The following is a 24352-nucleotide window of genomic DNA, read 5'->3' on the forward strand; positions in this document are numbered from 1 at the left end:
GCACGCTCTTGACTCGCTGAGGTGATGACCCTTGCCCGCTCGCGGCCCGTCCATCCGCATCGGTGCGCTCGTCCCGCTGACCCGCCCCGGCTGGGTCGAGGCGGGCCGACACCTGCTGGCCGGCCTGGAGTTGGCGGCGCACGAGGTCAACGATGCCGGCGGGATCGCGGGACGGCCGCTGGAACTGCTGGTCCGGGACACCGCGGCCGACCCGCGGCGGGCCACGGCGGCGGTGGACGAACTGGCGGAGCTGGGCGTGGCCGCGCTGGCGGGGGAGTACCACAGTGTCGTGGCGCGGGCGGTCGCCACCAGGGCGGACGCCCTCGGCGTGCCCTTCCTCTGCTCGTCGGCGGTCCTGGACGAACTGACCGACCACCCGACGGACTGGGTGGCCCGCGTGGCCCCGGCACAGTCCCACGCCTGGCGGATCTACGCGGACCACCTCCTCTCCGCGGGCCACACCCACATCGCGGTGGCGACGCAGCCGAGCGTCTACTGGGCCGCCGGCACCCGCATCCTCCGCGACCACCTGGCTCCGCACGCCGGCACGGTGACGGAACTCGACATGACCGCGCTGACCCCCACAGCCGTCTGCGACGAACTGGCCGCCAACGGCGCGACAGCCCTTCTCCTGCTGACCGGCCACCCGGAACCGGCGGCATCGATCGTGCGGTCCGTCCGAGGCGACCGGCGCGTGGCGGACGTCCTGATCGGTGCCCCGGCCGGCCAGCCGGAACTCACCGAATGGGCGACGCCGTACGGCACGGGCATCCCGTTCCTGCGCTACCTGCCCGCACCCCTCGGCCCGCTCGGCGAACGAGTAGCCGCGTCCCTGCGCGAGAAGCTGACGACCGCGCCTTCCTTCGTCGCTTTCGAGGGCTACGACACGGTCAAAGCCCTGACCTCGGCCCTGCGCACCCACGGCACAACCAGGGCGGACATCGCGAAATCCTGGCCCCACATCACAACCGAAGCCACCCGGGGCCGGATCCACTTCACCCGCACCCCGGGCATCAACAACTGGCAGTGGACCTGGCCACCGGTCCAGGTCGTGGAACGAGATCCGTCAGAACCGGGCCGCTTCCGAGTCCGACCCACCTAGCCCGGCGGCCGGATCGGCTGGGGGCCGGTGGGATGGGGATGGTGTACCGGGAGCGGGCTCGGTCCGGGCGGGAGGTCGCCGTCAAGGTGGTGCATGCCCAGCACGCCGAGGATCAGGTCTTCCGCGCGCTTCCGGCAGGAGATCGACGCCGTCCGCAAGCTGAGCGGCGCCTTCGCCGCGCCCGTCGTCGATGCCGATCCCGAGGTCGAGCGGCCCTGCCCGGCGCCCTCCGTCCCGCCCAGGCCGGCCCCGGCGACCGGGTCGCTGCCCTGGGCACCCGCCTCGACCCCGCCCACCCGGACCGGACGTGAGCGGGGACGGACCTACGAGGGTTACGGCAGCGCCAGCATCCGCTCCAGCGCCAGCTTCGCGAAGGCCTCTGTCTCCTTGTCGACCTCGATGCGGTTGACCAGCTTGCCCTCGGCCAGCGACTCCAGGGCCCAGACCAGGTGCGGGAGGTCGATGCGGTTCATGGTCGAGCAGAAGCAGACGGTCTTGTCGAGGAAGACGATCTCCTTGCCCTCCGGCGCGAAACGGTTCGCCAGGCGGCGGACCAGGTTCAGCTCCGTGCCGATGGCCCACTTGGAACCGGCGGGCGCGGCCTCCAGCGCCTTGATGATGTACTCCGTCGAGCCGACGTAGTCCGCCGCGGCCACGACCTCGTGCCGGCACTCGGGGTGGACCAGGACGTTCACCCCGGGGATACGGGCGCGGACGTCCTCGACCGACTCCAGCGAGAAGCGGCCGTGCACCGAGCAGTGGCCGCGCCACAGGATCATCTTCGCGTCCCGCAGCTGCTCGGCGGTCAGGCCGCCGTTCGGCTTGTGCGGGTTGTAGAGGACGCAGTCCTCCAGGGACATGCCCATGTCGCGGACCGCGGTGTTGCGGCCGAGGTGCTGGTCGGGCAGGAAGAGCACCTTCTCGCCCTGCTCAAAGGCCCACTCCAGGGCCCGCTGGGCGTTGGACGAGGTGCAGATCGTGCCGCCGTGCTTGCCCGTGAACGCCTTGATGTCCGCGGACGAGTTCATGTACGAGACGGGCACGACCTGCTCGGCTATGCCGGCCTCGGTCAGCACGTCCCAGCACTCGGCGACCTGCTCGGCCGTCGCCATGTCGGCCATCGAGCAGCCGGCGGCGAGGTCGGGCAGGACCACCTTCTGGTCGTCCGAGGTCAGGATGTCGGCGGACTCGGCCATGAAGTGCACACCGCAGAACACGATGTACTCCGCCTCCGGGCGGGCGGCCGCGTCCCGGGCCAGCTTGAAGGAGTCGCCGGTGACGTCCGCGAACTGGATGACCTCGTCGCGCTGGTAGTGGTGGCCGAGCACGAACACCTTGTCGCCGAGCTTCGCCTTGGCGGCGCGGGCACGCTCGACCAGGTCCGGGTCGGAGGGCGAGGGCAGGTCGCCGGGGCACTCGACGCCCCGCTCGCTCTTCGGGTCGGCCTCACGGCCGAGCAGCAGCAGGGCGAGCGGAGACGGCTGTACGTCGAGCTCCGGGGTCTGGGCGGTGGTCACGACACGCACCCTTTCTTTTCGTCGAACTGACGTTATCTATCATAACCCGCTTCGTGTCACTTTGACGATGGTCATTGCGTCGATGTGACGTGAATCCCGAAGCGGCATTTTCTGACGGCGACCGCATGTGCGAGCATGAAGAAGGCGCCGAAAAACGGCGTCCGGCCCGGAATGAATCCGCGGCCTTGCCGGTTGCACCAGTCGGCAAGCAGTCTCCGTACAACCCGGGAGAGATGTAGATGTCCGTATCGGACGAGACCAGCACCGTCACCGACGGCATCATCCTGTCCGACGCCGCCGCGGCGAAGGTCAAGGCCCTGCTCGACCAGGAAGGCCGTGACGACCTGGCCCTGCGTGTCGCCGTACAGCCCGGCGGCTGCTCCGGCCTGCGCTACCAGCTCTTCTTCGACGAGCGCTCCCTCGACGGCGACGTCGTCAAGGACTTCGGCGGCGTCAAGGTCGTCACCGACCGCATGAGCGCCCCGTACCTGGGCGGCGCGTCCATCGACTTCGTGGACACCATCGAGAAGCAGGGCTTCACGATCGACAACCCGAACGCGACGGGTTCCTGCGCCTGCGGCGACAGCTTCAGCTGAGCACCGCGCCACCACCAGAACACGCCGAAGGCGGCGGCCCCCTCCGACAGGGCCGCCGCCTTCGCGCACGTCCGGGGAGCGGGCTCTACTGCACCCCGGCCGTCGTCCTCGGCAGCCGCGCCCCCGGCTTCACCTGCGGGATCTCCTTGCCGTCCGAGCCCACGACCTTCCGGTCGCCGAGCGGCTCGTCCAGCTGCACGGTCTTCGTCATCTCCTTGGCGATCATGATGCAGACCTTGCCCTGCCAGGGCGTCTCGGTCACCGTCACGGTCACCTCGGCCGAACCCTCGGTCGCCTTCGCGTCGTAGTCGCCGCAGACCCCGCCCGTGAAAGTCACGGTCAGCGCGTTGCCGTCGGCGACGTAGCCGTCCACCTTGATGTCCCGGGTGGCCGGCGCCGAGCTCGGCTCACCGGAGGGCGTGTTCGAGGCCAGGTACTTCGGGTCGATCGCGGGATACGTCACCGTGAAGGGGTCCTGCGCGCCCGACGCCCGTACCTCGAAGAGCCAGGACGGCACCAGCGCGGGCTGTCCGCCCACGGTGTGCGAGGCCAGCCCGAACACGGCCTTCTCGACGGTGACGGTGTTCTGCGTCGGAGCGGCCGAGGCCGTCGCGGCCGAGGTCCCCTGACCGCACGGCGCCTCCAGACGGTCCTTCAGCGGTACGGGGGTGGCGCAGCCGCCGATGCCCATGCGGTGGTCGACGGTGGGTGCCGTGTTCAACAGCTCCAGCGTCTTCTTCGCGCCCAGCACGGGGTACGTGTCCCCCTTGACCGGCGCCTTCAACTGCCCGCTGCCGCCGACGACTTCGCCCTGCGCGCTCACGGTCAGCCCGGTCGTCCAGCCGTACGTCGGCAGCCCGCCCACCACGGGATCGGCATTGACGGCCCGCTGGGCGCCCATGACCTGGCTCGCGTCGACCTTCGCGTCGTCCTGACCCACCGCCTTCAGGATCGGCGCGGCGGCCTTCTTGGCGGCCTCCTCGCTGACGGTGTCGTTCGCGGGGTTGGCGGGGTCCTTCTGGCACACGATCGTGCTCTGGCAGGCGTCGGTCCCGGCGGCGTAGCGGTGGAAGGTCCAGGTCCCGGGAGCCTGCTTGTTCACGACGAGGCTCGGCCCGGACCCGTCCTTGCTCGGCCCCACCTGCCAGGCCTGCCCCCGCGCCACGGGCGCCCCGTCCAGCCCGAGCGCCTTCGCGAGCCGCGCGACCTCGTCCTTGGTGACCTCGCCGGAGGCCTTGTACACGGCCGCGGACCCGGGCCCACCCGGAAGATCCCCGTCGGCCTTGTACGTCACGCCGTACGGATTCGGCTCCCCGGGCGCGATCCCGTTGCCACCGCTGTACCCGTCGAGCTCGAGCGGCGGCGGAGTACCGCCATCACCGGACGCCCCGGAGCCCGTACCCCCACCGCCCCCACCGGAGGCGGAGGCAGCGAGATAGGCCCCACCCCCACCGACGAGCAACACGGCAGCGGCAACGGACGCGACGAGAGCGGGGGAGCGCCGCCGGGGCGGGCGGGGGGAGCCGGAGGGGGTTTCGTGGGGGCCGGGGACTTCGGTGGGGCTGGTGGTGGGGGATCCGGAGGCTTCAGCGGGGGTGGTGGCGGAGGCCTCGGGGCCTCCGGCGTCAGCCGTGCCGACCTCGACGTCTCCGGCGTCCGTGGTGCCGGCCTCGACGTCTCCGGCGTCAGCCGTGCCGACCTCGACGTCTCCGGCGTCCGTGGTGCCGACCTCGACGTCTCCGGCGTCCGTCGCCCCGGTCCCCGCGCCCCCGGCCTCGTTTTCCCCGGCGCCAGTCGTCTCGGCCTTGGCGCCTCCGGCGTCAGTCACCCCGCCCCCGGCGTCCCCGCCCCCGCTCTCCGTGCTCGCGGTCACCGAACCCCCGTCGGCCCCCGCCTCCACGGCCGCGGCCCGCTCCGGAGTGGCCGAGTCGGCCTCCGTACCCCCGGGAGCCCCCGCGCCCGTGGCGCGCTGCTCCTCGCCGTCGCCCCGCTTTTCGGCGGAGCCCGCGGCGTCGTTGTCGGGTCGCTCGGTGTTCACCGCATCGCTCCTTCACGTGCACAGCTGTCCATGACCCTGACCCGGCCCTGTCAAAAACGGGCGGATAGGGGTCGTATCGCGCATCCCCTTTCCGGGGGACGGCGATGGGACGCACCGGGGGAGCGCACGGTTCCCTCGCACGCGCCGATCCGGGCCACGGACGCCTCTCCGGCCGCCGGGGCCCGGTGTCGCGGGCGGTGGCGGCGCCGTCAGTCGCCGTAGTCGGACATCGCGTCCAGCAGCCTCGCCGACTTCGGCGGTACGGTCACGCCGTGGATGAGCGACGGGGAGACCGGCCGGGCGGTGATCCGGTCGGGCGCGGCCCAATGGGGGACCATCCGGGCACAGTCACCGCGCAGCGACGCGAGGTCGCCTTCCAGATCGACCGGGGCCGCAGCAGGGACCTTCAGGTTCGTCATAGCGGAACCGTATGCACGCCGACGCCCGCGAAGAAAGATCTACTATCGGGTAGTTTTGGCCGCTTCCGCGCGCCGCGACGGCCGATTCCGCACCCTGCCCCAATCGCTTCCGCCCCCTGCCCCAATCGCTTCAGCACCCCGCGCCGACCGGGTAGCGTGAACTGTCAATCCGTCTCCCCACAGGAGAGTCCCCGCCGTGCGCATCGCAGTCACCGGCTCCATCGCCACCGACCACCTCATGACCTTCCCCGGCCGCTTCGCCGACCAGCTCGTAGCGGACCAACTGCACACGGTCTCGCTCTCCTTCCTCGTCGACAACCTCGACGTCCGCCGCGGCGGCGTCGGCGCGAACATCGCCTTCGGCATGGGCCAGCTCGGCACCCGCCCGATCCTGGTCGGCGCGGCCGGCTTCGACTTCGACGAGTACAGCGCCTGGCTGGAGCGGCACGGCGTCGACACCGACTCCGTCCGCATCTCGGAGACCCTGCACACCGCCCGCTTCGTGTGCACCACCGACGCCGACCACAACCAGATCGGCTCCTTCTACACGGGCGCGATGAGCGAGGCCCGCCAGATCGAGCTGAAGACGGTCGCCGACCGTGTGGGCGGCCTCGACCTGGTCCTGATCGGCGCCGACGACCCCGAGGCGATGCTGCGCCACACCGAGGAGTGCCGCTCCCGGTCCATCCCCTTCGCCGCCGACTTCTCCCAGCAGATCGCCCGGATGAACGGCGACGAGATCCGGATACTGCTGGAGGGTGCGACGTACCTCTTCTCGAACGAGTACGAGAAGGGGCTCATCGAGTCCAAGACGGGCTTGAGTGACGCCGAGATCCTCGACAAGGTCGGCCACCGCGTCACCACCCTCGGCGCCAAGGGCGTCCGCATCGAGCGCGTCGGCGAGGAGCCCATCGAGGTCGGCTGCCCCGAGGAGGAGCGCAAGGCCGACCCCACGGGCGTCGGTGACGCCTTCCGCGCGGGCTTCCTGTCCGGACTGGCGTGGGGTGTCTCGCTGGAGCGGGCCGCACAGGTCGGCTGCATGCTCGCCACCCTGGTCATCGAGACGGTCGGCACCCAGGAGTACCAGCTGCGCCGCACCCACTTCATGGACCGCTTCACCAAGACCTACGGCGACGAGGCCGCCGCCGAGGTCCGCAAGCACCTGGCGTAACCGAGAGGGTCACGAGACCCGGCGGACCACATAGGCCGAGCCCCGATCCGCCGGTTCCTCCCCCACGTACTCCTGCCCCCGCATCGCGCACCACGCCGGGATGTCCAGCCGCGCCGCCTCGTCGTCGGCCAGCACCCGCACCGTCCCGCCCACCGGGACATCCCCGATCACCTTGGCCAGCTCGATGACGGGCAGCGGGCACAGCTTCCCCAGGGCGTCCACGACCAGCGCGTCCTCCTGCCGCACCGTCACGGGCACCGGCGCCCCCAGCTTCGCCCGCACCCCCGCCACGGCCCCCGGCAGCACCGCGAGGAACCGCTCGACGTCCTCCTCGGCCGTCCCGGCCGGCAGCGAAACCCGCACATTCCCCTCACTCAGCACCCCCATCGCCTTCAGCACATGGCTGGGCGTCAGCGTGCTGCTGGTGCAGGACGATCCGGACGAGACGGAGAAACCCTCCCGGTCCAGCTCGTGCAGCAATGTCTCCCCATCGACATAGAGACACGAGAAGGTGACGATCCCCGGCAGCCGCCGCTCGGCGTCCCCGACCACCTCCACGTCGGACACCAGCCGCGGCACCCGTACCCGGATCCGCTCCGTCAGCTCCCGCAGCCGTACCGCCTCTTGCTCCGCCTCGGCCCGCACGGCCCGCAGCGAGGCCGCGGCGGCGACGATCCCCGGCAGGTTCTCGAACCCGGCCGCCCGCCCCGACTCCCGCTCATCGACGGGCCCTTGCGGCGCGAACCGCACGCCCTTCCGTACGACGAGCAGCCCGACGCCCGACGGCCCGCCCCACTTGTGCGCACTGGCCGCCAACAACGACCAGTCGCCCTCGACCGGCCCCCACCCCAGCGACTGCGCCGCGTCCACCAGCAACGGCACCCCGGCCGCCCGGCACGCCTCGGCCACCGCCGCCACCGGCTGCACGGTCCCCACCTCGTGATTGGCGGACTGCAGACAGGCGAGCGCGGTGTCCGGCCGGAGCGCGTCCGCGTAGACCGACGGTTCCACGGCGCCCGTTCGGCCCACACCCACCCGGGTGACACTCCCGCCCCCGCCCTCATGCGCATCGGCGGCATGCAGCACCGAGGAGTGTTCGACAGCAGACACGATCAGGTGACGCCCAGCGCGCCGCCGCCCGGCCAGCGCCCCGGAGACGCCCTCGTGCACGGCCCGGGTCCCGGAGGTGGTGAACACCAACTCGTCCGTCCTGCACCCGACAGCATCGGCAGCAGCCTCCCGAGCGGCATCGAGGAGCAGCCGGGCCTTGCGGCCTTCACGGTAGAGACGGGACGGATCGGCCCACCCTTCATCCAATGAGGCCAACAGCGCCTGACGAGCCACGGGATGGAGAGGAGCACTGGAAGCAGCGTCGAAATATGACACGCAGCCACGCTAACCCCCTAGGGGCGCGGGGAACTGCGCGACCAGCCACAACGGACCGGCAGCCGCCAATTCAGCGAACCCCCTACCCAGTAGGCACCCCTCCCGCTGAACCCCCGGAGGGCGTCGGCTAGGGTTTGGTCCGCATAAACATCCAAACCCCTGCCCGACGCAGGGCGGCGACCGACCAGATGAGCAGGCAGGCCGCAGCCGAACCGCGCGGGCGAGACTCTCGGGAAGGCGCTACGTGAGTCCCAACGGCTCCGACCGCTCGCCGCGGCGCCCGATGCGGCGGAAGCTGCTGCAGGCAATGACCGCGGGCCTGGTCCTGGCGACCGCCACCGGTTGCACATACAAGGACTTCCCCCGCCTTGGTATGCCCACCCCCACCACCGAAGAGGCTCCGCGGATCCTCTCCCTGTGGCAGGGCTCCTGGGCTGCCGCGCTGGCAACCGGCGTGCTGGTGTGGGGCCTGATCATCTGGAGCACGATCTTCCACCGGCGCAGCCGCACCAAGGTCGAGGTTCCTCCGCAGACTCGGTACAACATGCCGATCGAGGCGCTGTACACGGTCGTTCCGCTCGTCATCGTCTCCGTGCTCTTCTACTTCACGGCCCGCGACGAGTCGAAGCTCCTCAGCCTCACCGACAAGAAGCCCGACGTCACCATCAACGTCGTGGGCTACCAGTGGAGCTGGGGCTTCAACTACATCACGCCCGTCGAGGGCGTGACCGGTGACGCGAAGACCGACAAGAACCTGGCGGCCATTCCGGACCGGTTCAAGAACGCGTTCCCGGCGAACGCCGGCGGTGTCTATGACACGGGCACGCCCGGCACGCGGAACCCGCAGACCGGCAACCCGGGTCCGACGCTGTGGCTGCCCAAGGGCAAGACGGTCCGCTTCGTCCTGACCTCGCGTGACGTCATCCACTCCTTCTGGGTGGTGCCGTTCCTGATGAAGATGGACGTCATCCCGGGCCACACCAACGCCTTCCAGGTGACGCCCAACAAGGAGGGCACCTTCCTTGGCAAGTGCGCCGAGCTGTGCGGCACGGACCACTCCCGGATGCTCTTCAACGTGAAGGTCGTCTCCGAGGACGCTTACCAGAAGCACCTCCAGGAACTGGCCAAGAAGGGGCAGACCGGTTACGTTCCCGCCGGCATCGCGCAGACGAGCCACGAGAAGAACCGGGAGACGAACAACCTGTGAGCATCCTCAACGAACCCCAGGGTGCCGCGGCAGCAGGGTCCCACTACGCGGACGAGCTGCCGGTCAGGCGCAAGCAGCCCGGCAACGTCGTGATCAAGTGGCTGACGACCACTGACCACAAGACGATCGGAACGCTGTACCTCGTCACCTCGTTCGCGTTCTTCCTGATCGGCGGCGTCATGGCGCTGCTGATGCGCGCCGAGCTCGCCCGGCCCGGTCTGCAGATCATGTCGAACGAGCAGTTCAACCAGGCGTTCACGATGCACGGCACGATCATGCTGCTGATGTTCGCGACGCCGCTGTTCGCCGGCTTCACGAACTGGATCATGCCGCTGCAGATCGGCGCGCCCGACGTGGCGTTCCCGCGGCTGAACATGTTCGCCTACTGGCTCTACCTGTTCGGCTCCACCATCGCGGTCGGCGGCTTCCTCACCCCGCAGGGCGCGGCCGACTTCGGCTGGTTCGCCTACAGCCCGCTGTCGGACGCGGTCCGCTCGCCGGGCGTCGGCGCCGACATGTGGATCATGGGTCTGGCCTTCTCCGGCTTCGGCACCATCCTCGGTGCGGTCAACTTCATCACCACGATCATCTGCATGCGCGCGCCGGGCATGACCATGTTCCGCATGCCGATCTTCGTGTGGAACGTGCTGCTGACCGCCGTGCTCGTCCTGCTCGCCTTCCCCGTCCTCGCCGCCGCGCTGTTCGCGCTGGAGGCGGATCGGAAATTCGGGGCACACGTCTTCGACTCGGCCAACGGCGGAGCGTTGCTGTGGCAGCACCTCTTCTGGTTCTTCGGCCACCCAGAGGTGTACATCATCGCGCTGCCGTTCTTCGGCATCATCTCCGAGGTCATCCCGGTCTTCTCCCGTAAGCCGATGTTCGGCTACATGGGCCTGATCGGCGCGACCATCGCGATCGCCGGCCTCTCGGTGACGGTGTGGGCGCACCACATGTACGTCACCGGCGGTGTGCTCCTGCCGTTCTTCTCCTTCATGACGTTCCTCATCGCCGTACCGACCGGCGTGAAGTTCTTCAACTGGATCGGAACGATGTGGAAGGGGTCGTTGTCCTTCGAGACCCCGATGCTCTGGGCGACCGGCTTCCTCATCACCTTCACCTTCGGTGGTCTGACCGGCGTCATCCTGGCCTCGCCGCCGCTGGACTTCCACGTCTCCGACTCGTACTTCGTGGTGGCGCACTTCCACTACGTCGTCTTCGGCACCGTGGTGTTCGCGATGTTCTCCGGCTTCCACTTCTGGTGGCCGAAGATGACCGGCAAGATGCTGGACGAGCGGCTCGGCAAGATCACCTTCTGGACGCTGTTCATCGGCTTCCACACCACGTTCCTGGTGCAGCACTGGCTGGGCGCCGAGGGCATGCCGCGTCGTTACGCGGACTACCTCGCGGCCGACGGCTTCACCGCGCTGAACACGGTCTCGACGATCGGTTCGTTCCTGCTCGGCCTGTCGATCCTGCCGTTCCTCTACAACGTGTGGAAGACGGCCAAGTACGGCAAGCCGGTCGGCGTCGACGACCCGTGGGGCTACGGCCGCTCGCTCGAGTGGGCGACGTCCTGCCCGCCGCCGCGGCACAACTTCCTCACCCTGCCGCGGATCCGCAGCGAATCCCCGGCGTTCGACCTGCATCACCCTGAGATCGCCGCTCTCGACCAGCTCGAGAACGCCCCTCACGGTGAGAAGGCTCTGGCTGGTGGCAAGGAGGCCGGCAAGTGAAGATCCAGGGCAAGATGTTCATGTGGCTGAGCGTCTTCGTCCTCGCCATGGCTGTCGTCTATGGCGTGTGGTCGAAGGAGGCGGCCGGTACCACGGCGCTCTTCATGGCCTTCGGCCTGTGCATCATGATCGGCTTCTACCTGGGCTTCACCGCCCGGCGGGTCGACGTGGGCGCGCAGGACAACAAGGAGGCGGACGTCGCGGACGACGCCGGCGAGGTCGGGTTCTTCAGCCCGCACAGCTGGCAGCCGCTCGCCCTCGGCGTCGGTGGCGCGCTGGCCTTCCTGGCCATCGCCATCGGCTGGTGGCTGCTCTACTTCTCGGCGCCGATCATCATGATCGGTCTGTACGGCTGGGTCTTCGAGTACTACCGCGGTGAGAACCGCACCCAGTAGCACGAGCTGAGCTCACAGGAGCCCGGACACTCCGTCAGGAGGGTCCGGGCTCCTGCTTTTGCCGCAGCGCGGGTCGCTCGTACGAGTTACCCCGCGCGCCGTCCTTGACCGACGTCCATAGCGTGATGGTCATGAACCACACTCCGCGCACCCGCACCGTCGTCAGCTGCACGCTGCTGGTGATCGCCCTCGGCGCGGGCGGCACCGCTTGCGGCAGCGGCGGCAACCCGCTGACCGCCAAGCCGTACGACGCGTCGGACCAGATCTCCTTCAACGGCCCCTCCGGCGACGGGAAGAAGGCCGACCCGGACAAGCCCCTGGAAGTCACCGCCGAGGACGACGACGGCCGTATCACGGACGTCACCGCCACGGACGCCACAGGACGCTATGTGACGGGCGAACTCAACGCCGACGGCACCCGCTGGCACAGCACCTCCCCGCTCGCCGCCAACGCCCACTACACGCTGCGGGTGAGCACCGAGGACGAGGACGGGGCGCCCGGCCGCAAGGTGCTCGCCTTCGACACCAGCAGGCCCACCACCAAGAAGACCCTGAAGGTGACGTTCGGGCCCAAGTCCGGCAAGTACGGCGTAGGCCAGCCCATCACCGCCGAACTCGACCGGCCGGTCAAGGACAAGGCGCAGCGCGCCGTCGTCGAACGGGCCCTGAGGGTCGACTCCGTGCCCGCCGTCGAAGGCGCCTGGCACTGGGTGGACGACAAGGAACTCCACTACCGCCCCAAGGACTACTGGCCCGCCCACGCCACCGTCACGGTCCACAGCAACCTGGACGGCGTGAAGATCGGCGACCGGCTGTGGGGCGCGAAGTCCAAGCCCCTGAAGATCGGCATCGGCGACAAGGTCGTCGCCCTCACCGACGCCTCGTCGCACTCCATGACGGTCTACAAGAACGGCGAGGAGATCAACGAGATCCCCGTCACCACCGGCAAGCCCGGCTTCGAGACCCGCAACGGCGTCAAAGTGGTGCTGGGCAAGGAGTACTTCGTACGCATGCGCGGCACCACGGTCGGCATCGCCGAGGGCTCCGCGGACTCGTACGACCTCCCGGTCTACTACGCCACCCGCGTCACCTGGAGCGGCGAGTACGTGCACGCCGCGCCCTGGTCGGTCGGCTCGCAGGGCTACGAGAACGTCAGCCACGGCTGCACCGGCATGAGCACGTCCAACGCCGAGTGGTTCTTCGACCACATCAACGAAGGCGACGTCGTGAAGGTCGTCAACTCCAACGGCGACACCATGGAGACCTTCGGCAACGGCTTCGGCGACTGGAACATGGGCTGGAAGAAGTGGCGCTCGGGCAGCGCCCTGATCGCCGGCACCCCGGACGGCCCGAGCCCCGCCCAGGTGGCGAGGCTCAGGCCGGAAAGCGTCTAGGCGCTCTGCTGCAGCCGCTTGTGACGCAGCAGGGAGGCCAGGGCCGAGGCGAACTCCACCGGGTCCACCGGGTGCGTCACCGCCGCGTCCGCACGGCTCCAGGTCGCCAGCCACGCGTCCTGGGGCCGGCCGATCAGCAGCAGCACCGGCGGGCAGTTGAAGACCTCGTCCTTGATCTGCCGGCACACGCCCATGCCGCCCATGGGTACGGCCTCGCCGTCCAGGACACAGACGTCGATCCCGCCCTTGTCCAGCTCCTTGAGGACGGCGGCGGGCGTCGCGCACTCCACGAACTCGACGACGGGGACGTCCGGCGCAGGCCTGCGTCCGGTCGCCAGCCGGACCTGTTCGCGGGTGTTGGAGTCATCGCTGTAGACCAGCACCGTGGCGGTCGCCTGCATCGTTCCTCCGCATCGTTGGTCGGGAACATCGGTTGCCGATGGGGCGGATGCTACTCCCATGAACACCGCGTCAACACCTGTTGGAACACGGCTTCGATGGGCCATACGGGCAGTACACACGGTGCGAACACTCCGAACGGCACCCCCCGGAGTGAGGGCGGGATAAGCGACCGACATAATGTCGGTCGTGGCGACAGCAACGACAGTAGAAACCGGGCACGCGCACCCGTCGGTCAACCGGCCGAACCTCACCAGCGTCGGAACCATCATCTGGCTGAGTTCCGAGCTGATGTTCTTCGCGGCCCTCTTCGCGATGTACTTCACCCTGCGATCGGTGACCGGTCCGGATCACTGGAAGGAGATGGCGAGCCATCTCAACCTTCCGTTCTCCGCGACCAACACCACGATCCTGGTGCTCTCCTCCCTCACCTGCCAGCTCGGCGTCTTCGCCGCCGAGCGCGGGGACGTGAAGAAGCTCCGGGGCTGGTTCATCGTCACCTTCGTCATGGGTGCGATCTTCATCGGCGGTCAGATCTTCGAGTACACGGAGCTGGTGAAGAAGGACGGGCTGTCCCTGTCCTCCGACCCGTACGGCTCGGTGTTCTACCTGACCACCGGGTTCCACGGCATGCACGTGACGGGCGGCCTCATCGCCTTCCTGTTCGTCCTCGGCCGCACCTACGCGGCGAAGAGGTTCACCCACGAGCAGGCGACCGCGGCCATCGTCGTGTCCTACTACTGGCACTTCGTCGATGTCGTGTGGATCGGCCTCTTCGCCACGATCTACCTGATCAAGTAGCCGGGGCCTGTTCCCGCGTGCGCCGGGCAGGCGCACAACCCACAAGCATCGACGCAGAAGATCCTGACACCGGGGTAATCCGTGAAAAAGCTCTCCGCACGACGACGCCATCCGCTGGCGGCGGTCGTCGTCCTACTCCTCGCGCTGGCGGCCACTGGGGGGCTGTACGCCGCGTTCGCGCCCGCGAGCAAGGCGCAGGCCGATGAAACCTCCCAGTCTCTCGCCATCGACGAGGGCAAGAAGCTCTACTCCGTAGGCTGCGCTACGTGCCACGGAACCGGCGGTCAGGGCACCTCCGACGGCCCGAGCCTGGTCGGCGTGGGCTCCGCCGCCGTCGACTTCCAGGTCGGCACCGGTCGTATGCCGGCCCAGCAGCCGGGCGCGCAGATCCCGCGCAAGAAGGTCATCTACAGCCAGGCCGAGATCGACCAGCTGGCCGCGTACATCGCGTCGCTGGGCGCCGGCCCGACGGTCCCCACGAAGGCGCAGTACGGCCCCGACGGTGCCGACATCGCCAAGGGCGGCGAGCTGTTCCGCACCAACTGCGCGCAGTGCCACAACTTCACCGGCAAGGGCGGCGCGCTGACGCACGGCAAGTTCGCGCCGAGCCTCGAGGGCGTCGACCCGAAGCACATCTACGAGGCCATGCAGACCGGCCCGCAGAACATGCCGTCGTTCCCCGACACCACGCTGTCGGAGCAGAACAAGAAGGACATCATCGCGTACCTGAACGCGGTCAACGGTGACGACACCGAGAGCCCCGGCGGCCTTGAGCTGGGCGGTCTCGGCCCGGTCTCCGAGGGCCTGTTCGCCTGGATCTTCGGACTCGGCGCGCTGATCGCGGTCGCCGTCTGGGTCGCCGCTCGGACCGCAAAGGCCAAGAAGTCATGAGTAGCCAAGACATTCCAGAAGAGAACCTGCCCGCTGAGCAGGACGCGCACGGCGCGGTAAGCGTCGCGGACGACAAGGACCCGTTCGCGGATCCCGGTCTGCCCCCGCACGAGCACCGGATCCAGGACATCGACGAGCGGGCCGCCAAGCGGTCCGAGCGCACGGTGGCCATGCTGTTCACGGTCTCGATGCTCGCCACGGTCGGCTTCATCGCCTCGTACGTGGGGATCCCGCACGACAAGGCGATCTACGTCTTCCCGATCGGCCACATCAACGCGCTGAACTTCGCGCTGGGCCTGACCCTGGGCCTCGCGCTGTTCTCCATCGGCGCCGGCGCGGTCCACTGGGCCCGCACCCTGATGTCCGACGAGGAGATCGCCGACGAGCGGCACCCGATCGAGGCCCCGCCCGAGGTCAAGGCCAAGGTCATGGCCGACTTCAAGCAGGGCGCCAAGGAGTCCGCGCTCGGCCGCCGCAAGCTGATCCGCAACACGATGTTCGGCGCGCTGGCCCTGTTCCCGCTCTCCGGCGTCATGCTGCTGCGCGACCTCGGCCCGCTGCCGGGGACCAAGCTCCGCCACACGCTGTGGTCCAAGGGCAAGCTGCTCGTCAACATGAACACCAACGAGCCGCTGCGTCCCGCTGACGTCGCGGTCGGCTCGCTCACCTTCGCCAAGCCCGAGGGCCTGGAGGAGCACGACGAGAACTTCCAGACCGAGATCGCCAAGGCGGCCCTGATGATCGTCCGGCTCCAGCCGGCCAACATCAAGGACAAGCGCGAGCTCGAGTGGTCGCACGAGGGCATCGTGGCGTACTCGAAGATCTGCACCCACGTCGGTTGCCCGATCTCCCTGTACGAGCAGCAGACGCACCACGTGCTGTGCCCCTGCCACCAGTCCACCTTCGACCTCTCCGACGGTGCCCGAGTGATCTTCGGCCCCGCCGGTCACGCCCTGCCGCAGCTGCGCATCGGCGTGAACGACGAGGGCTACCTCGAGGCGCTCGGCGACTTCGAAGAGCCCGTCGGTCCTGCATTCTGGGAGCGCGGATGAGCACCAACACCAGCACCGAGGCCCGGCGCGGCAAAGCGCCGGCCGGCGAGCGCGTCGCCGACTGGGCCGACGGCCGGCTGGGGATCTACTCCCTGGCCAAGACCAACATGCGCAAGATCTTCCCCGACCACTGGTCGTTCATGTTGGGCGAAGTGTGCATGTACAGCTTCATCATCCTCATCCTCACGGGTGTGTACCTGACGCTGTTCTTCCACCCGTCGATGAACGAGGTGGAGTACCACGGCAGCTACATCCCGCTGCAGGGCCAGATGATGTCCGAGGCGTTCAACTCGACCCTGCACATCTCCTTCGACGTGCGCGGCGGTCTGCTGATCCGGCAGATCCACCACTGGGCCGCGCTGATCTTCCTCGCCGGCATGTTCGTGCACATGATGCGCGTGTTCTTCACCGGCGCGTTCCGCAAGCCGCGTGAGGTCAACTGGCTGTTCGGCTTCCTGCTGCTCGTCCTGGGCATGTTCACCGGCTTCACCGGCTACTCGCTCCCGGACGACCTGCTCTCCGGCACCGGTGTCCGCTTCATGGAGGGCGCGATCCTGTCCGTGCCGATCGTCGGCACGTACCTGTCGATGTTCCTCTTCGGCGGCGAGTTCCCCGGCGGCGACTTCGTGGCCCGGTTCTACTCGGTCCACATCCTGCTGCTGCCGGGCATCATGCTCGGCCTGATGGTGGGCCACCTGATCCTGGTCTTCTACCACAAGCACACGCAGTTCGCGGGCCCCGGCAAGACGAACAACAACGTCGTCGGCATGCCCCTGCTGCCGGTGTACATGGCGAAGGCCGGCGGCTTCTTCTTCCTGGTCTTCGGCGTCATCACGGCCATCGCGGCGATCGCCTCGATCAACCCGATCTGGTCCATGGGCCCCTACCGTCCCGACCAGGTGTCCACCGGCGCCCAGCCCGACTGGTACATGGGCTTCTCCGAGGGCCTGATCCGTACGATGCCGGGCTGGGAGATCAACCTCTGGGGCCACACGCTCGTCCTGGGCGTGTTCATCCCGCTGGTGATCTTCCCGCTGGTCCTGGTCGCGATCGCGGTCTACCCGTTCATCGAGTCCTGGGTCACCGGCGACAAGCGCGAGCACCACATCCTGGACCGTCCGCGCAACGCCCCGACGCGCACCGCGTTCGGCGCCGCGTGGATCTCCTGGTACTTCGTGCTGATGATCGGTGGCGGCAACGACCTGTGGGCCACGCACTTCCACCTGTCGATCAACGCGATCACCTGGTTCGTGCGCGTCGGCTTCTTCGTCGTGCCGGTGCTGGTCTTCATCGCCACCAAGCGGATCTGCCTCGGCCTCCAGCGCCGTGACCGGGACAAGGTGCTGCACGGCCGCGAGTCCGGCATCATCAAGCGCCTGCCGCACGGTGAGTTCATCGAGGTGCACGAGCCGCTCAGCCAGGACGCGCTGCACACCCTCACCGCGCACGAGCAGTACAAGCCGGTCGAGATCGGCCCGACGGTCGACGAGAACGGCGTCGAGCGCAAGGTGAAGGGCACCGAGAAGCTGCGCGCCAAGCTCAGCGAGGCGTACTACGGCGAGGAGTCCCAGATTCCGAAGCCGACCGTCGAGGAGTACAAGGAGATCACGAGCGGCCACGGCCACCACTGATCCCCGCCTGTCGCTGCGCTCGCCACAGCGCGGCAGAAGGGCCCCGTCCGGTGTTCGGACGGGGCCCTTCTCCATGCCCTGAGCTGGATAGGGTGGGGCTCACCACTGTTTTCCGGTTCTACGACGACCAGGAGCGGCCTTATGAGCGCTGTGACCCCCGCTGGAGGCGACACCGCGGCGGGCCGTTCCTGGCCCGCCCTGCTGAACGGTCTGCTCGCCGGCCGGGACCTGAGCACCGACGACACCGCCTGGGCGATGGACCTGATGATGCGCGGCGAGGCGACCGACGCGCAGATCGCCGGGTTCGTGGTGGCGCTGCGGGCCAAGGGCGAGACCGTCGAGGAGATCAACGGCCTGGTCCGGACGATGTACGAGCACGCGAACGTGATCGAGGTGCCGGGCCCGACCGTCGACATCGTCGGCACGGGCGGCGACGGCGCGAAGACCGTCAACATCTCCACGATGTCGTCGATCGTCGTCGCCGGCACCGGCGCCCGGGTCGTCAAGCACGGCAACCGCGCCGCGTCCTCCGCGTCCGGCGCGTCCGACGTGCTGGAGAAGCTGGGCGTCAATCTGGAGCTGCCGGTGCGGCGGGTGCCCCAGGTGGCCGAGGAGGCCGGGATCACCTTCTGCTTCGCCATCAAGTTCCACCCGGCGCTGCGTCATGTGGGCGCCGCCCGCGGCCAGTTGGGCATCCGTACGGTGTTCAACGCGCTCGGCCCGCTGACCAACCCCGCGAAGGTGCGGGCGCAGGCCGTCGGTGTCGCCGACCCGCGCATGGCACCGATCGTCGCCGGCGTCTTCGCCGAGCGCGGCAACTCCTCGCTGGTCTTCCGGGGCGACGACGGCCTCGACGAGCTGACGACCACGGCGACCTCGCACGTCTGGGTCGTCCGGGACGGCAAGGTCACCGAGGAGACCTTCGACCCGCGTGACGTCGGCATCGAGCTGGTCCCGGTGGAGGCCCTGCGCGGCGGCGACCCCTCGTACAACGCGGAGGTCGCCCGGCGCCTCCTGGACGGCGAGACGGGCCCGGTCCGGGACGCCGTACTCCTGAACTCTGCGGCGGCCCTCGTCGCCCTCGACCCGGGTCCCGGCACGCTGGCCGAGCAGATCAGCGCCGGAATGGCGAAGGCGGCCGAGTCGATCGACTCCGGGTCGGCCAAGCGGGCGCTGGACCGCTGGGTGGCGGCCAGCAACGCGTAACCGCCGCGAGGTGCGGTCCCGCAATCCGGACACGAGTTGCGGGACCGCGATCACTTCACGTACGTTCCCGTACCAGGTCATGAGTGACAGTCATGAGGCCCCGGCCGACTGTCCGGCAACCCTCCGTCCGTGGCGGGGTGCCCCGGGTGAAGACCAGGCCGTAGGCAGCGAGGTCTACGGCAAGCGCGGGCCCCTCTCGAAACCAGGGGTCCTGGTCGTTCGAGGGAGTCTTCCGTGAGCAAGCGAATGCGATAGGGCGCCGAGCCCCGCCTCCGCACACCCATCTCACCCTTCTCTTTTCACGGGAGTTCCCCATGTCCGTCTCCACCGCTGCCTCCGCCCAGACCATTTGTGCCCCGCTGCCCGTTCTGGGTCGAGATGTCACCGTCCCGCTCGTCACCGGCGGCGAGGTCACCTACGCGGCGCTCGACTACGCGGCCAGCGCCCCCGCCCTCCAGCGCGTCTGGGACGACGTCGCGGCCTACGCGCCCTACTACGGCAGCGTCCACCGCGGCGCCGGCTACCTCTCCCAGCTCTCCACCGACCTCTTCGAGAACGCGCGCACGACCGTCGCCGAGTTCCTGGACTGCCGCGCCGACGACCAGCTGATCTTCACCCGGTCGACCACCGACTCGCTCAACCTCCTCGCCGCAGCGCTCCCCGCCGACTGCCAGGTCTTCGTCTTCGAGACCGAGCACCACGCGAGCCTGCTGCCCTGGCAGGACGCCCGGGTCACCTACCTCAACGCCCCGCGCACCCCCCGCCAGGCCGTCGAGACCCTGGAGCGCGCCCTCGCCGACCGAGACCCGTACGGCCCGGCCCTGGTCTGCGTCACCGGCGCGTCCAACGTCACCGGCGAGCTGTGGCCGGTCCGCGAGCTGGCCGCCGCCGCCCACGCGCACGGCGCCCGGATCGTCCTGGACGCCGCCCAGCTGGCCCCGCACCACCCGGTCTCCGTGCGGGACCTCGACGTCGACTGGGTCGCCTTCTCCGGCCACAAGCTGTACGCCCCCTTCGGCTCCGGCGTCCTGGCCGGCCGCGCGGACTGGCTCCAGGCAGCCGACCCCTACCTCGCCGGCGGCGGCGCCAGCCGCAGGGTCACCCGGCGCGAGGACGGGGGAGTGGACGTGGAGTGGCACGAGAGCGCCGCCCGCCACGAGGCCGGCTCCCCGAACGTCATCGGCGCCTACTCCATCGCGTCGGCCTGCAAGGCCCTCACCGAGGCCGGCTTCGAGGCGCTGGTGGCCCGTGAGCGGTACCTGATCGAGAAGGTGCGGGCGGGGCTCGCCGAGGTCCCCGAGGTCCGCGTCCTCTCCCTCTTCGGCGACGACGCCCCGCGCGTCGGCGTGATCTCCTTCGTCGTCGAGGGCTGGAACAGCTCGCACTTCGCCGCCGCGCTCTCCGCCGAGTACGGCATCGGCGTCCGCGACGGCCTCTTCTGCGCCCACCCGCTGGTCAGGACCCTGCTCGGCTCCGACCCGCAGACCCAGGGCGAGTGCGGCGCGCCCGAGGCCGCGCCCGGCGAGAAGTCCCTCAACGCGATCCGGGTGAGCTTCGGCGCGGGCACGCCGGACGAGCACGTCGAGCGCTTCGTCAACGCCGTCAGGGAACTGGTGACGGTTGGCGCGAAGTGGCGCTACCGCACCGAGGACGGCCGCTGCGTGCCGGCGGTCTGAGGCGCCGTACGACATCCGCCGTATACGCTCCCCCTCAAGCAGCAGGACGCTGAACAGGGGGAGCACGGGGTGGAAGCGCTGCGCGCGAACGATCCGCGGCGGATCGGGCCGTACGAGGTGCTGGGCAGGCTCGGCGCGGGCGGCATGGGGGAGGTGTACCTCGCCGAGGGGCAGGGCGGGCCGCGGCTCGCCGTGAAGGTGGTGCGGGCCGAGCACGCCGAGGACCGCACCTTCCGGGCCCGGTTCCGGCAGGAGGTGCGGGCCGCGCAGAGCATCGGCGGCGCGGGGCCGTACACCGCGCGGGTCGTCGACGCCGACACCGAGGCCGAACGGCCGTGGATGGCAACGGAGTTCGTCGAGGGCCCGAACCTGCGCGACGCGGTGCTCGACCACGGCGCGCTGCCCGACCGTGCGGTACGGCTGCTGGCCGCCGCGCTCGGCGAGGCGCTCGCCGCGATCCACGCCAAGGGGATGGTCCACCGGGACCTGAAGCCCTCCAACATCCTGCTGGCGCCGGACGGCCCGCGGGTCATCGACTTCGGGATCGTACGGGCCCTTGAGGCGACCGCCCTGACCAACACCGGGGCCGTCGTCGGCTCGGTCGGCTATGTCTCGCCGGAGCAGATCCGCAACGGCGCCGAGGTGGGCCCGCCGAGCGACGTCTTCTCGCTGGGCGCGGTGCTCGCGTACGCGGCCGCGGGGCGCGAACCCTTCGGCGAGGGCCAGGACTCGGTGATCCTGCTGCGCATCCTGACCCGCGACTTCGACCTCTCCGGGGTGCCGGACGGCCTCCGGCCGCTGGTCGAGTCGTGCCTGGCGGAGGATCCGGCGGCCCGCCTGGCCCCGGCGGGTGTCCCCGAGGCCGCCGGCCACACCACCGACACCCTCCGCGAGGGCCTGCGACCCGGCTGGTACCTGGCCCCCGAGCCCGTCGCCGAGACCGAACGGTGGCTTCCGGAACGGGACTCGGGGGAGCGGGAGAGCCGGGTCGAGTACGTCGCGCCGATGACGGTCACCGAGGTGACGGACGTACCCGACGTGACGGCCGACACCAGCGCGCAGACCGCCGAACGCCCGTCCCGGCGCGGCGTGTTGAGGGTGCTGGTCGGCGGGGCCGTGGTCGCCGCGGGGGCCGGGACCGGTGGCTGGCTGTGGCTGCGGGACCGGAGCGGAGAGGACCCGTCCGGGGGTGCCGGCGGCGTCCCCGGCACGTCCGTCTCCAGCGACCGGTCGTCGGGGGCGACACTGCCCCCGGGAGTGAGCTGGACGTACGACGTCGGTGGGCTCGGTGGCCGCGCGGGCGGGCGGCACGGGGCGTGCGTCGCGCTCTCGCCCGCCGGGGACCGGGTGTACGTCGGGGGCGCGGACGGTTCCCTGCACGCGGTGAGCCCCGCCGGGAAGAAGCTGTGGGCCGTCGACCTGGGCGCCCCGGTGATGCCGCCGGTGGCGACCGCGGACGGCGCGTACTGCCTGCTGGAGGACGACGGCGAGGGCGCGTCGAAACTGTGCGCGGTCTCGCGGTACGGGCGGATCCGCTGGACGAAGAAGATCGACGGGGGCGGCAGCCAGTTCCCGGTGACCGCGGGAGACTTCGTGCTGGTCACGACCGGCGCCACCTCGGACAAGGGCACGCTCCGGGCCTACGCCTCGGGCGGCGGACTCGTCTGGGAGAAGTCGACCGACGCCGCCCCCACCAGCGAGCCGGCCGTGGGCAACGGCATGGTCTACGTCGGCACCTTCGGGGACGTCGTACAGGCCTTCGGCCTGATGGACGGCAGGCTGCGCTGGTCCGTCCCGGCCGGGGTCGACCCCGGCCGGCCCACCCTGATCGGCGGCACCCTGCTGGTGGGGTCCGGTGGCGAGACCCTCCTGCACGCCATCAGCACGTCCGGAAGGCTCTTGTGGAGCGCTGACAACGACGACGCGGGCGGCGGCCGCTACTTCACCTCGGTCCGCCTCGGCGACCTCGCGGTCACCACCGACCAGGGACGCCTCGCGGCCATCGACCCCGTGACCGGCAGGACCAAGTGGGCCTTCGAGAGCCCGCAGGGCGGCACGGACCACAGCGACCCCACCGTCGTCGGGAACTCCGTCTACGCCTGCCTGGACGGCGTCCTCTACTCGGTGGACGCGACCGGCAAGCAGCGCCGCAGGCTGTCCTTCGGCGACCCCGAGCCCGACGGCGGAGTCCACAGCCCCGTGATCAAGGACGGCCTCGCCTACGTGGCGACCGCCGAGGGAATCGCCGCGCTGAAGCTCTAGATCCAGAAGCTCTGGATCCAGAAGCTCTGGATCTAGCTGTCCAGCCCGATCGCGAAGGCCGCCTCCAGGTCGTGCTGGGAGTACGTGCGGAAGGCGACGTGGGTGTCCGTGGCCTCGACGCCGGGGATCTTGCTGATGCTGCCGGGAATGACCTCGGCGAGGTCCTCGTGCTGCTTGACCCGGACCATCGCGATCAGGTCGTACGTGCCGGTGACCGAGAAGACCTCGCTGACGGAGTCCAGCGCGGCGATCCGCTCCGCGATCTCGGGGATCCGGTCCACGCTGGTCTTGATGAGGACGATCGCGGTGATCACGGCTGGTTCTCTCCCTCGGGGGCCGGAGCTGGGGCGGGGTCAACTGTAGTCGTACGGCGGAATCGGGCCCATGCGTAGCAGAAGCCCAGGCCGAAGCCCACCAGGTGCGCCAGATACGCCACCCCGGGGCCCTGGGGCGCCCGGCCCGCCGCGAGCCACTGGAGGGACGCCCAGAAGGGCAGGACGACCCAGGCCGGGAAGCGCAGCGGGAGGAAGAAGAGGAACGGGAGCAGGCTTGTGACCCTGGCTCCGGGGAACAGGTACAGAAACGCCCCGAGGACCGCCGAGATCGCCCCGGAAGCGCCGACCAGGGACTGCTCGGACGCGGAATTGGCCGCCGCGTACCCCAGCAGGGCGAGGTAGCCGCAGCCGACGTAGAAGAGGGTGAACTGGATCCGGCCCATGCGTTCCTCGGTCATCACCCCGAAGACGTAGAGGAAGAGCATGTTGCCGAGCAGGTGGACCCAGCTGCCGTGGACGAAGAGGGCCGTGGCCGGGGTCAGGGCGGCGCGCGCGGAGCCCTCGAAGAGCTCGGCCGGGACCACGCCCCAGCGGTGGAAGTAGGCGCGCTGCGCGGCGAGCAGCGCGTCCCCGGAGCCGTAGGCGGGATTCAGCCCCCCGGCGGGGCCGATCACGAAGGCCAGACAGCACACGGCGATCAGCCCGTACGTCACCGGCGCCGAGGGTCCTCGGAGCACTCTGCCGACGGTCACGTTCCAGTTGCCGATCATGAACACAGAGCATGACGTAACAGGACGCAGCCGCACAGACCGCCTCGCCGCCGTGGACGGACCAGCGGTGGGTTGCCGCCAGGCCGTAGGGTTACGGCCACACGCTCCAGGGAAACTGGCGCGTCACGGAGACTAGAAGGAAAGCGAACAGTCACGATGACGGTTCCCCTGCCGACCGCCTCGACGCGGTGGCGCTGCACCCTCTGCGGCAATCTCACGCGCTTCGACGTGACCCGCTCGTCGAAGGTGGTCGAGTACGTCCACCTCGACCTGGCCGGAGAGCCGAACGTCGAGGAGCGCGAGGTGGTCAGTGAGACCATCGAGTCGGTGCGCTGCCGCTGGTGCAACGCGGTGGATCAGGTGGAACTCGTGGACAGGCCGGGCGCCGGCTCCTGACAGGGAGCGGCCCCGCACGGTAAATGGGGTGTGAC

General features: G+C 69.8%; 22 protein-coding genes, 1 pseudogene and 1 riboswitch. Of the genes and pseudogenes, 16 read left to right on the plus strand and 7 right to left on the minus strand.

Annotation, left to right across the window (positions count from 1 at the left end; all coding sequences use genetic code 11):
- The first annotated feature begins 31 nt into the window (after window positions 1–31).
- Entirely contained in the window at window positions 32–1102 is a 1071-nt protein-coding gene (locus MQP27_RS04000; protein WP_242760861.1) for an ABC transporter substrate-binding protein, read from the plus strand.
- A 17-nt stretch (window positions 1103–1119) separates the two neighbouring features.
- Window positions 1120–1342, plus strand: a pseudogene (locus MQP27_RS04005) (serine/threonine protein kinase); the annotation flags it as partial.
- A 92-nt stretch (window positions 1343–1434) separates the two neighbouring features.
- On the opposite strand, the gene nadA reads toward MQP27_RS04005, so the two are convergent.
- Window positions 1435–2619, minus strand: a complete 1185-nt coding sequence (nadA, locus tag MQP27_RS04010; protein ID WP_242760862.1) for a quinolinate synthase NadA — start codon at window positions 2617–2619, stop codon at window positions 1435–1437.
- A 239-nt stretch (window positions 2620–2858) separates the two neighbouring features.
- On the opposite strand from nadA, the gene MQP27_RS04015 reads away from it, so the two are divergent.
- A complete protein-coding gene (locus MQP27_RS04015; protein ID WP_030582488.1) occupies window positions 2859–3215 on the plus strand; it encodes an iron-sulfur cluster assembly accessory protein in 357 nt (118 codons plus the stop codon).
- 85 nt (window positions 3216–3300) lie between these two features.
- Here MQP27_RS04015 and MQP27_RS04020 read toward each other — a convergent pair whose 3' ends face one another.
- Both MQP27_RS04020 and MQP27_RS04025 read right to left on the minus strand, forming a co-directional pair.
- Complete coding sequence (locus MQP27_RS04020; RefSeq protein WP_242760863.1) at window positions 3301–5253, minus strand: hypothetical protein; 1953 nt, start codon at window positions 5251–5253, stop codon at window positions 3301–3303.
- Window positions 5254–5462: 209 nt separating this feature from the next.
- Window positions 5463–5672 carry a hypothetical protein gene (locus MQP27_RS04025; protein WP_242760864.1) on the minus strand — a complete coding sequence of 70 codons (210 nt, stop codon included), beginning with the start codon at window positions 5670–5672 and terminating at the stop codon, window positions 5463–5465.
- A 196-nt stretch (window positions 5673–5868) separates the two neighbouring features.
- On the opposite strand from MQP27_RS04025, the gene MQP27_RS04030 reads away from it, so the two are divergent.
- A complete protein-coding gene (locus MQP27_RS04030) occupies window positions 5869–6843 on the plus strand; it encodes a carbohydrate kinase family protein (RefSeq protein ID WP_242760865.1) in 975 nt (324 codons plus the stop codon).
- 9 nt (window positions 6844–6852) lie between these two features.
- Here the strand turns inward: MQP27_RS04030 and MQP27_RS04035 are convergent, their stop codons facing one another.
- On the minus strand, window positions 6853–8229 hold the full coding sequence (locus tag MQP27_RS04035) for a cysteine desulfurase/sulfurtransferase TusA family protein (protein WP_242760866.1): 1377 nt from the start codon (window positions 8227–8229) through the stop codon (window positions 6853–6855).
- Window positions 8230–8473: 244 nt separating this feature from the next.
- On the opposite strand from MQP27_RS04035, the gene ctaC reads away from it, so the two are divergent.
- The 4 genes from ctaC to MQP27_RS04055 all read left to right on the plus strand — a co-directional run bounded on the left by ctaC (window position 8474) and on the right by MQP27_RS04055 (window position 12958).
- The gene (gene ctaC / locus MQP27_RS04040; protein ID WP_242760867.1) at window positions 8474–9436 is read left to right on the plus strand and encodes an aa3-type cytochrome oxidase subunit II; all 963 of its coding nucleotides are present in this window, start codon (window positions 8474–8476) and stop codon (window positions 9434–9436) included.
- Window positions 9433–11169: an aa3-type cytochrome oxidase subunit I gene (gene ctaD / locus MQP27_RS04045; RefSeq protein ID WP_242760868.1), complete on the plus strand. Its 1737-nt coding sequence runs from the start codon at window positions 9433–9435 to the stop codon at window positions 11167–11169. The genes ctaC and ctaD overlap by 4 nt, the downstream gene beginning before the upstream one ends.
- Window positions 11166–11564 (plus strand): cytochrome c oxidase subunit 4, encoded by a 399-nt coding sequence (locus MQP27_RS04050; RefSeq protein WP_242760869.1) that lies wholly within the window; start codon window positions 11166–11168, stop codon window positions 11562–11564. Before ctaD ends, MQP27_RS04050 begins: the two co-directional genes overlap by 4 nt.
- 131 nt (window positions 11565–11695) lie before the next feature.
- Window positions 11696–12958, plus strand: coding sequence for a L,D-transpeptidase (locus MQP27_RS04055; protein ID WP_242760870.1), 1263 nt, complete (start codon window positions 11696–11698; stop codon window positions 12956–12958).
- On the opposite strand, the gene MQP27_RS04060 is transcribed toward MQP27_RS04055, so the two are convergent.
- Window positions 12955–13359, minus strand: coding sequence for a response regulator (locus MQP27_RS04060; protein WP_242760871.1), 405 nt, complete (start codon window positions 13357–13359; stop codon window positions 12955–12957). The genes MQP27_RS04055 and MQP27_RS04060 overlap by 4 nt on opposite strands.
- A 178-nt stretch (window positions 13360–13537) precedes the next feature.
- Between MQP27_RS04060 and ctaE the strand changes: the two genes are divergently transcribed.
- From ctaE to MQP27_RS04095, 7 genes are all read left to right on the plus strand, one after another.
- Window positions 13538–14158 carry an aa3-type cytochrome oxidase subunit III gene (gene ctaE / locus MQP27_RS04065; RefSeq protein ID WP_242760872.1) on the plus strand — a complete coding sequence of 207 codons (621 nt, stop codon included), beginning with the start codon at window positions 13538–13540 and terminating at the stop codon, window positions 14156–14158.
- Window positions 14159–14239: 81 nt separating this feature from the next.
- Window positions 14240–15049, plus strand: coding sequence for a cytochrome bc1 complex diheme cytochrome c subunit (gene qcrC, locus MQP27_RS04070; RefSeq protein ID WP_242760873.1), 810 nt, complete (start codon window positions 14240–14242; stop codon window positions 15047–15049).
- A complete protein-coding gene (qcrA, locus tag MQP27_RS04075) occupies window positions 15046–16101 on the plus strand; it encodes a cytochrome bc1 complex Rieske iron-sulfur subunit (protein WP_242760874.1) in 1056 nt (351 codons plus the stop codon). Before qcrC ends, qcrA begins: the two co-directional genes overlap by 4 nt.
- A complete protein-coding gene (gene qcrB / locus MQP27_RS04080) occupies window positions 16098–17732 on the plus strand; it encodes a cytochrome bc1 complex cytochrome b subunit (RefSeq protein WP_242760875.1) in 1635 nt (544 codons plus the stop codon). The genes qcrA and qcrB overlap by 4 nt, the downstream gene beginning before the upstream one ends.
- Before the next feature lie 141 nt (window positions 17733–17873).
- Window positions 17874–18938, plus strand: coding sequence for an anthranilate phosphoribosyltransferase (trpD, locus tag MQP27_RS04085; protein ID WP_242760876.1), 1065 nt, complete (start codon window positions 17874–17876; stop codon window positions 18936–18938).
- Between the two features lie 75 nt (window positions 18939–19013).
- A riboswitch (SAM riboswitch) is annotated at window positions 19014–19130 on the plus strand.
- A gap of 122 nt (window positions 19131–19252) precedes the next feature.
- Window positions 19253–20614 (plus strand): aminotransferase class V-fold PLP-dependent enzyme, encoded by a 1362-nt coding sequence (locus MQP27_RS04090; RefSeq protein ID WP_242760877.1) that lies wholly within the window; start codon window positions 19253–19255, stop codon window positions 20612–20614.
- A 69-nt stretch (window positions 20615–20683) separates the two neighbouring features.
- On the plus strand, window positions 20684–22876 hold the full coding sequence (locus MQP27_RS04095) for a serine/threonine-protein kinase (RefSeq protein WP_242760878.1): 2193 nt from the start codon (window positions 20684–20686) through the stop codon (window positions 22874–22876).
- 32 nt (window positions 22877–22908) lie between these two features.
- Here the strand turns inward: MQP27_RS04095 and MQP27_RS04100 are convergent, their stop codons facing one another.
- Entirely contained in the window at window positions 22909–23190 is a 282-nt protein-coding gene (locus MQP27_RS04100) for an Lrp/AsnC family transcriptional regulator (RefSeq protein ID WP_089101146.1), read from the minus strand.
- The gene (locus tag MQP27_RS04105) at window positions 23187–23921 is read right to left on the minus strand and encodes a rhomboid family intramembrane serine protease (protein WP_242760879.1); all 735 of its coding nucleotides are present in this window, start codon (window positions 23919–23921) and stop codon (window positions 23187–23189) included. The genes MQP27_RS04100 and MQP27_RS04105 overlap by 4 nt, the downstream gene beginning before the upstream one ends.
- Before the next feature lie 156 nt (window positions 23922–24077).
- On the opposite strand from MQP27_RS04105, the gene MQP27_RS04110 reads away from it, so the two are divergent.
- Complete coding sequence (locus MQP27_RS04110) at window positions 24078–24317, plus strand: hypothetical protein (RefSeq protein ID WP_123988646.1); 240 nt, start codon at window positions 24078–24080, stop codon at window positions 24315–24317.
- The last annotated feature ends 35 nt before the right edge of the window (window positions 24318–24352 follow it).

The sequence above is a fragment of the Streptomyces cylindrosporus genome (assembly GCF_022698165.1).
In the GTDB taxonomy this organism is placed as follows: Bacteria; Actinomycetota; Actinomycetes; order Streptomycetales; family Streptomycetaceae; genus Streptomyces; species Streptomyces cylindrosporus.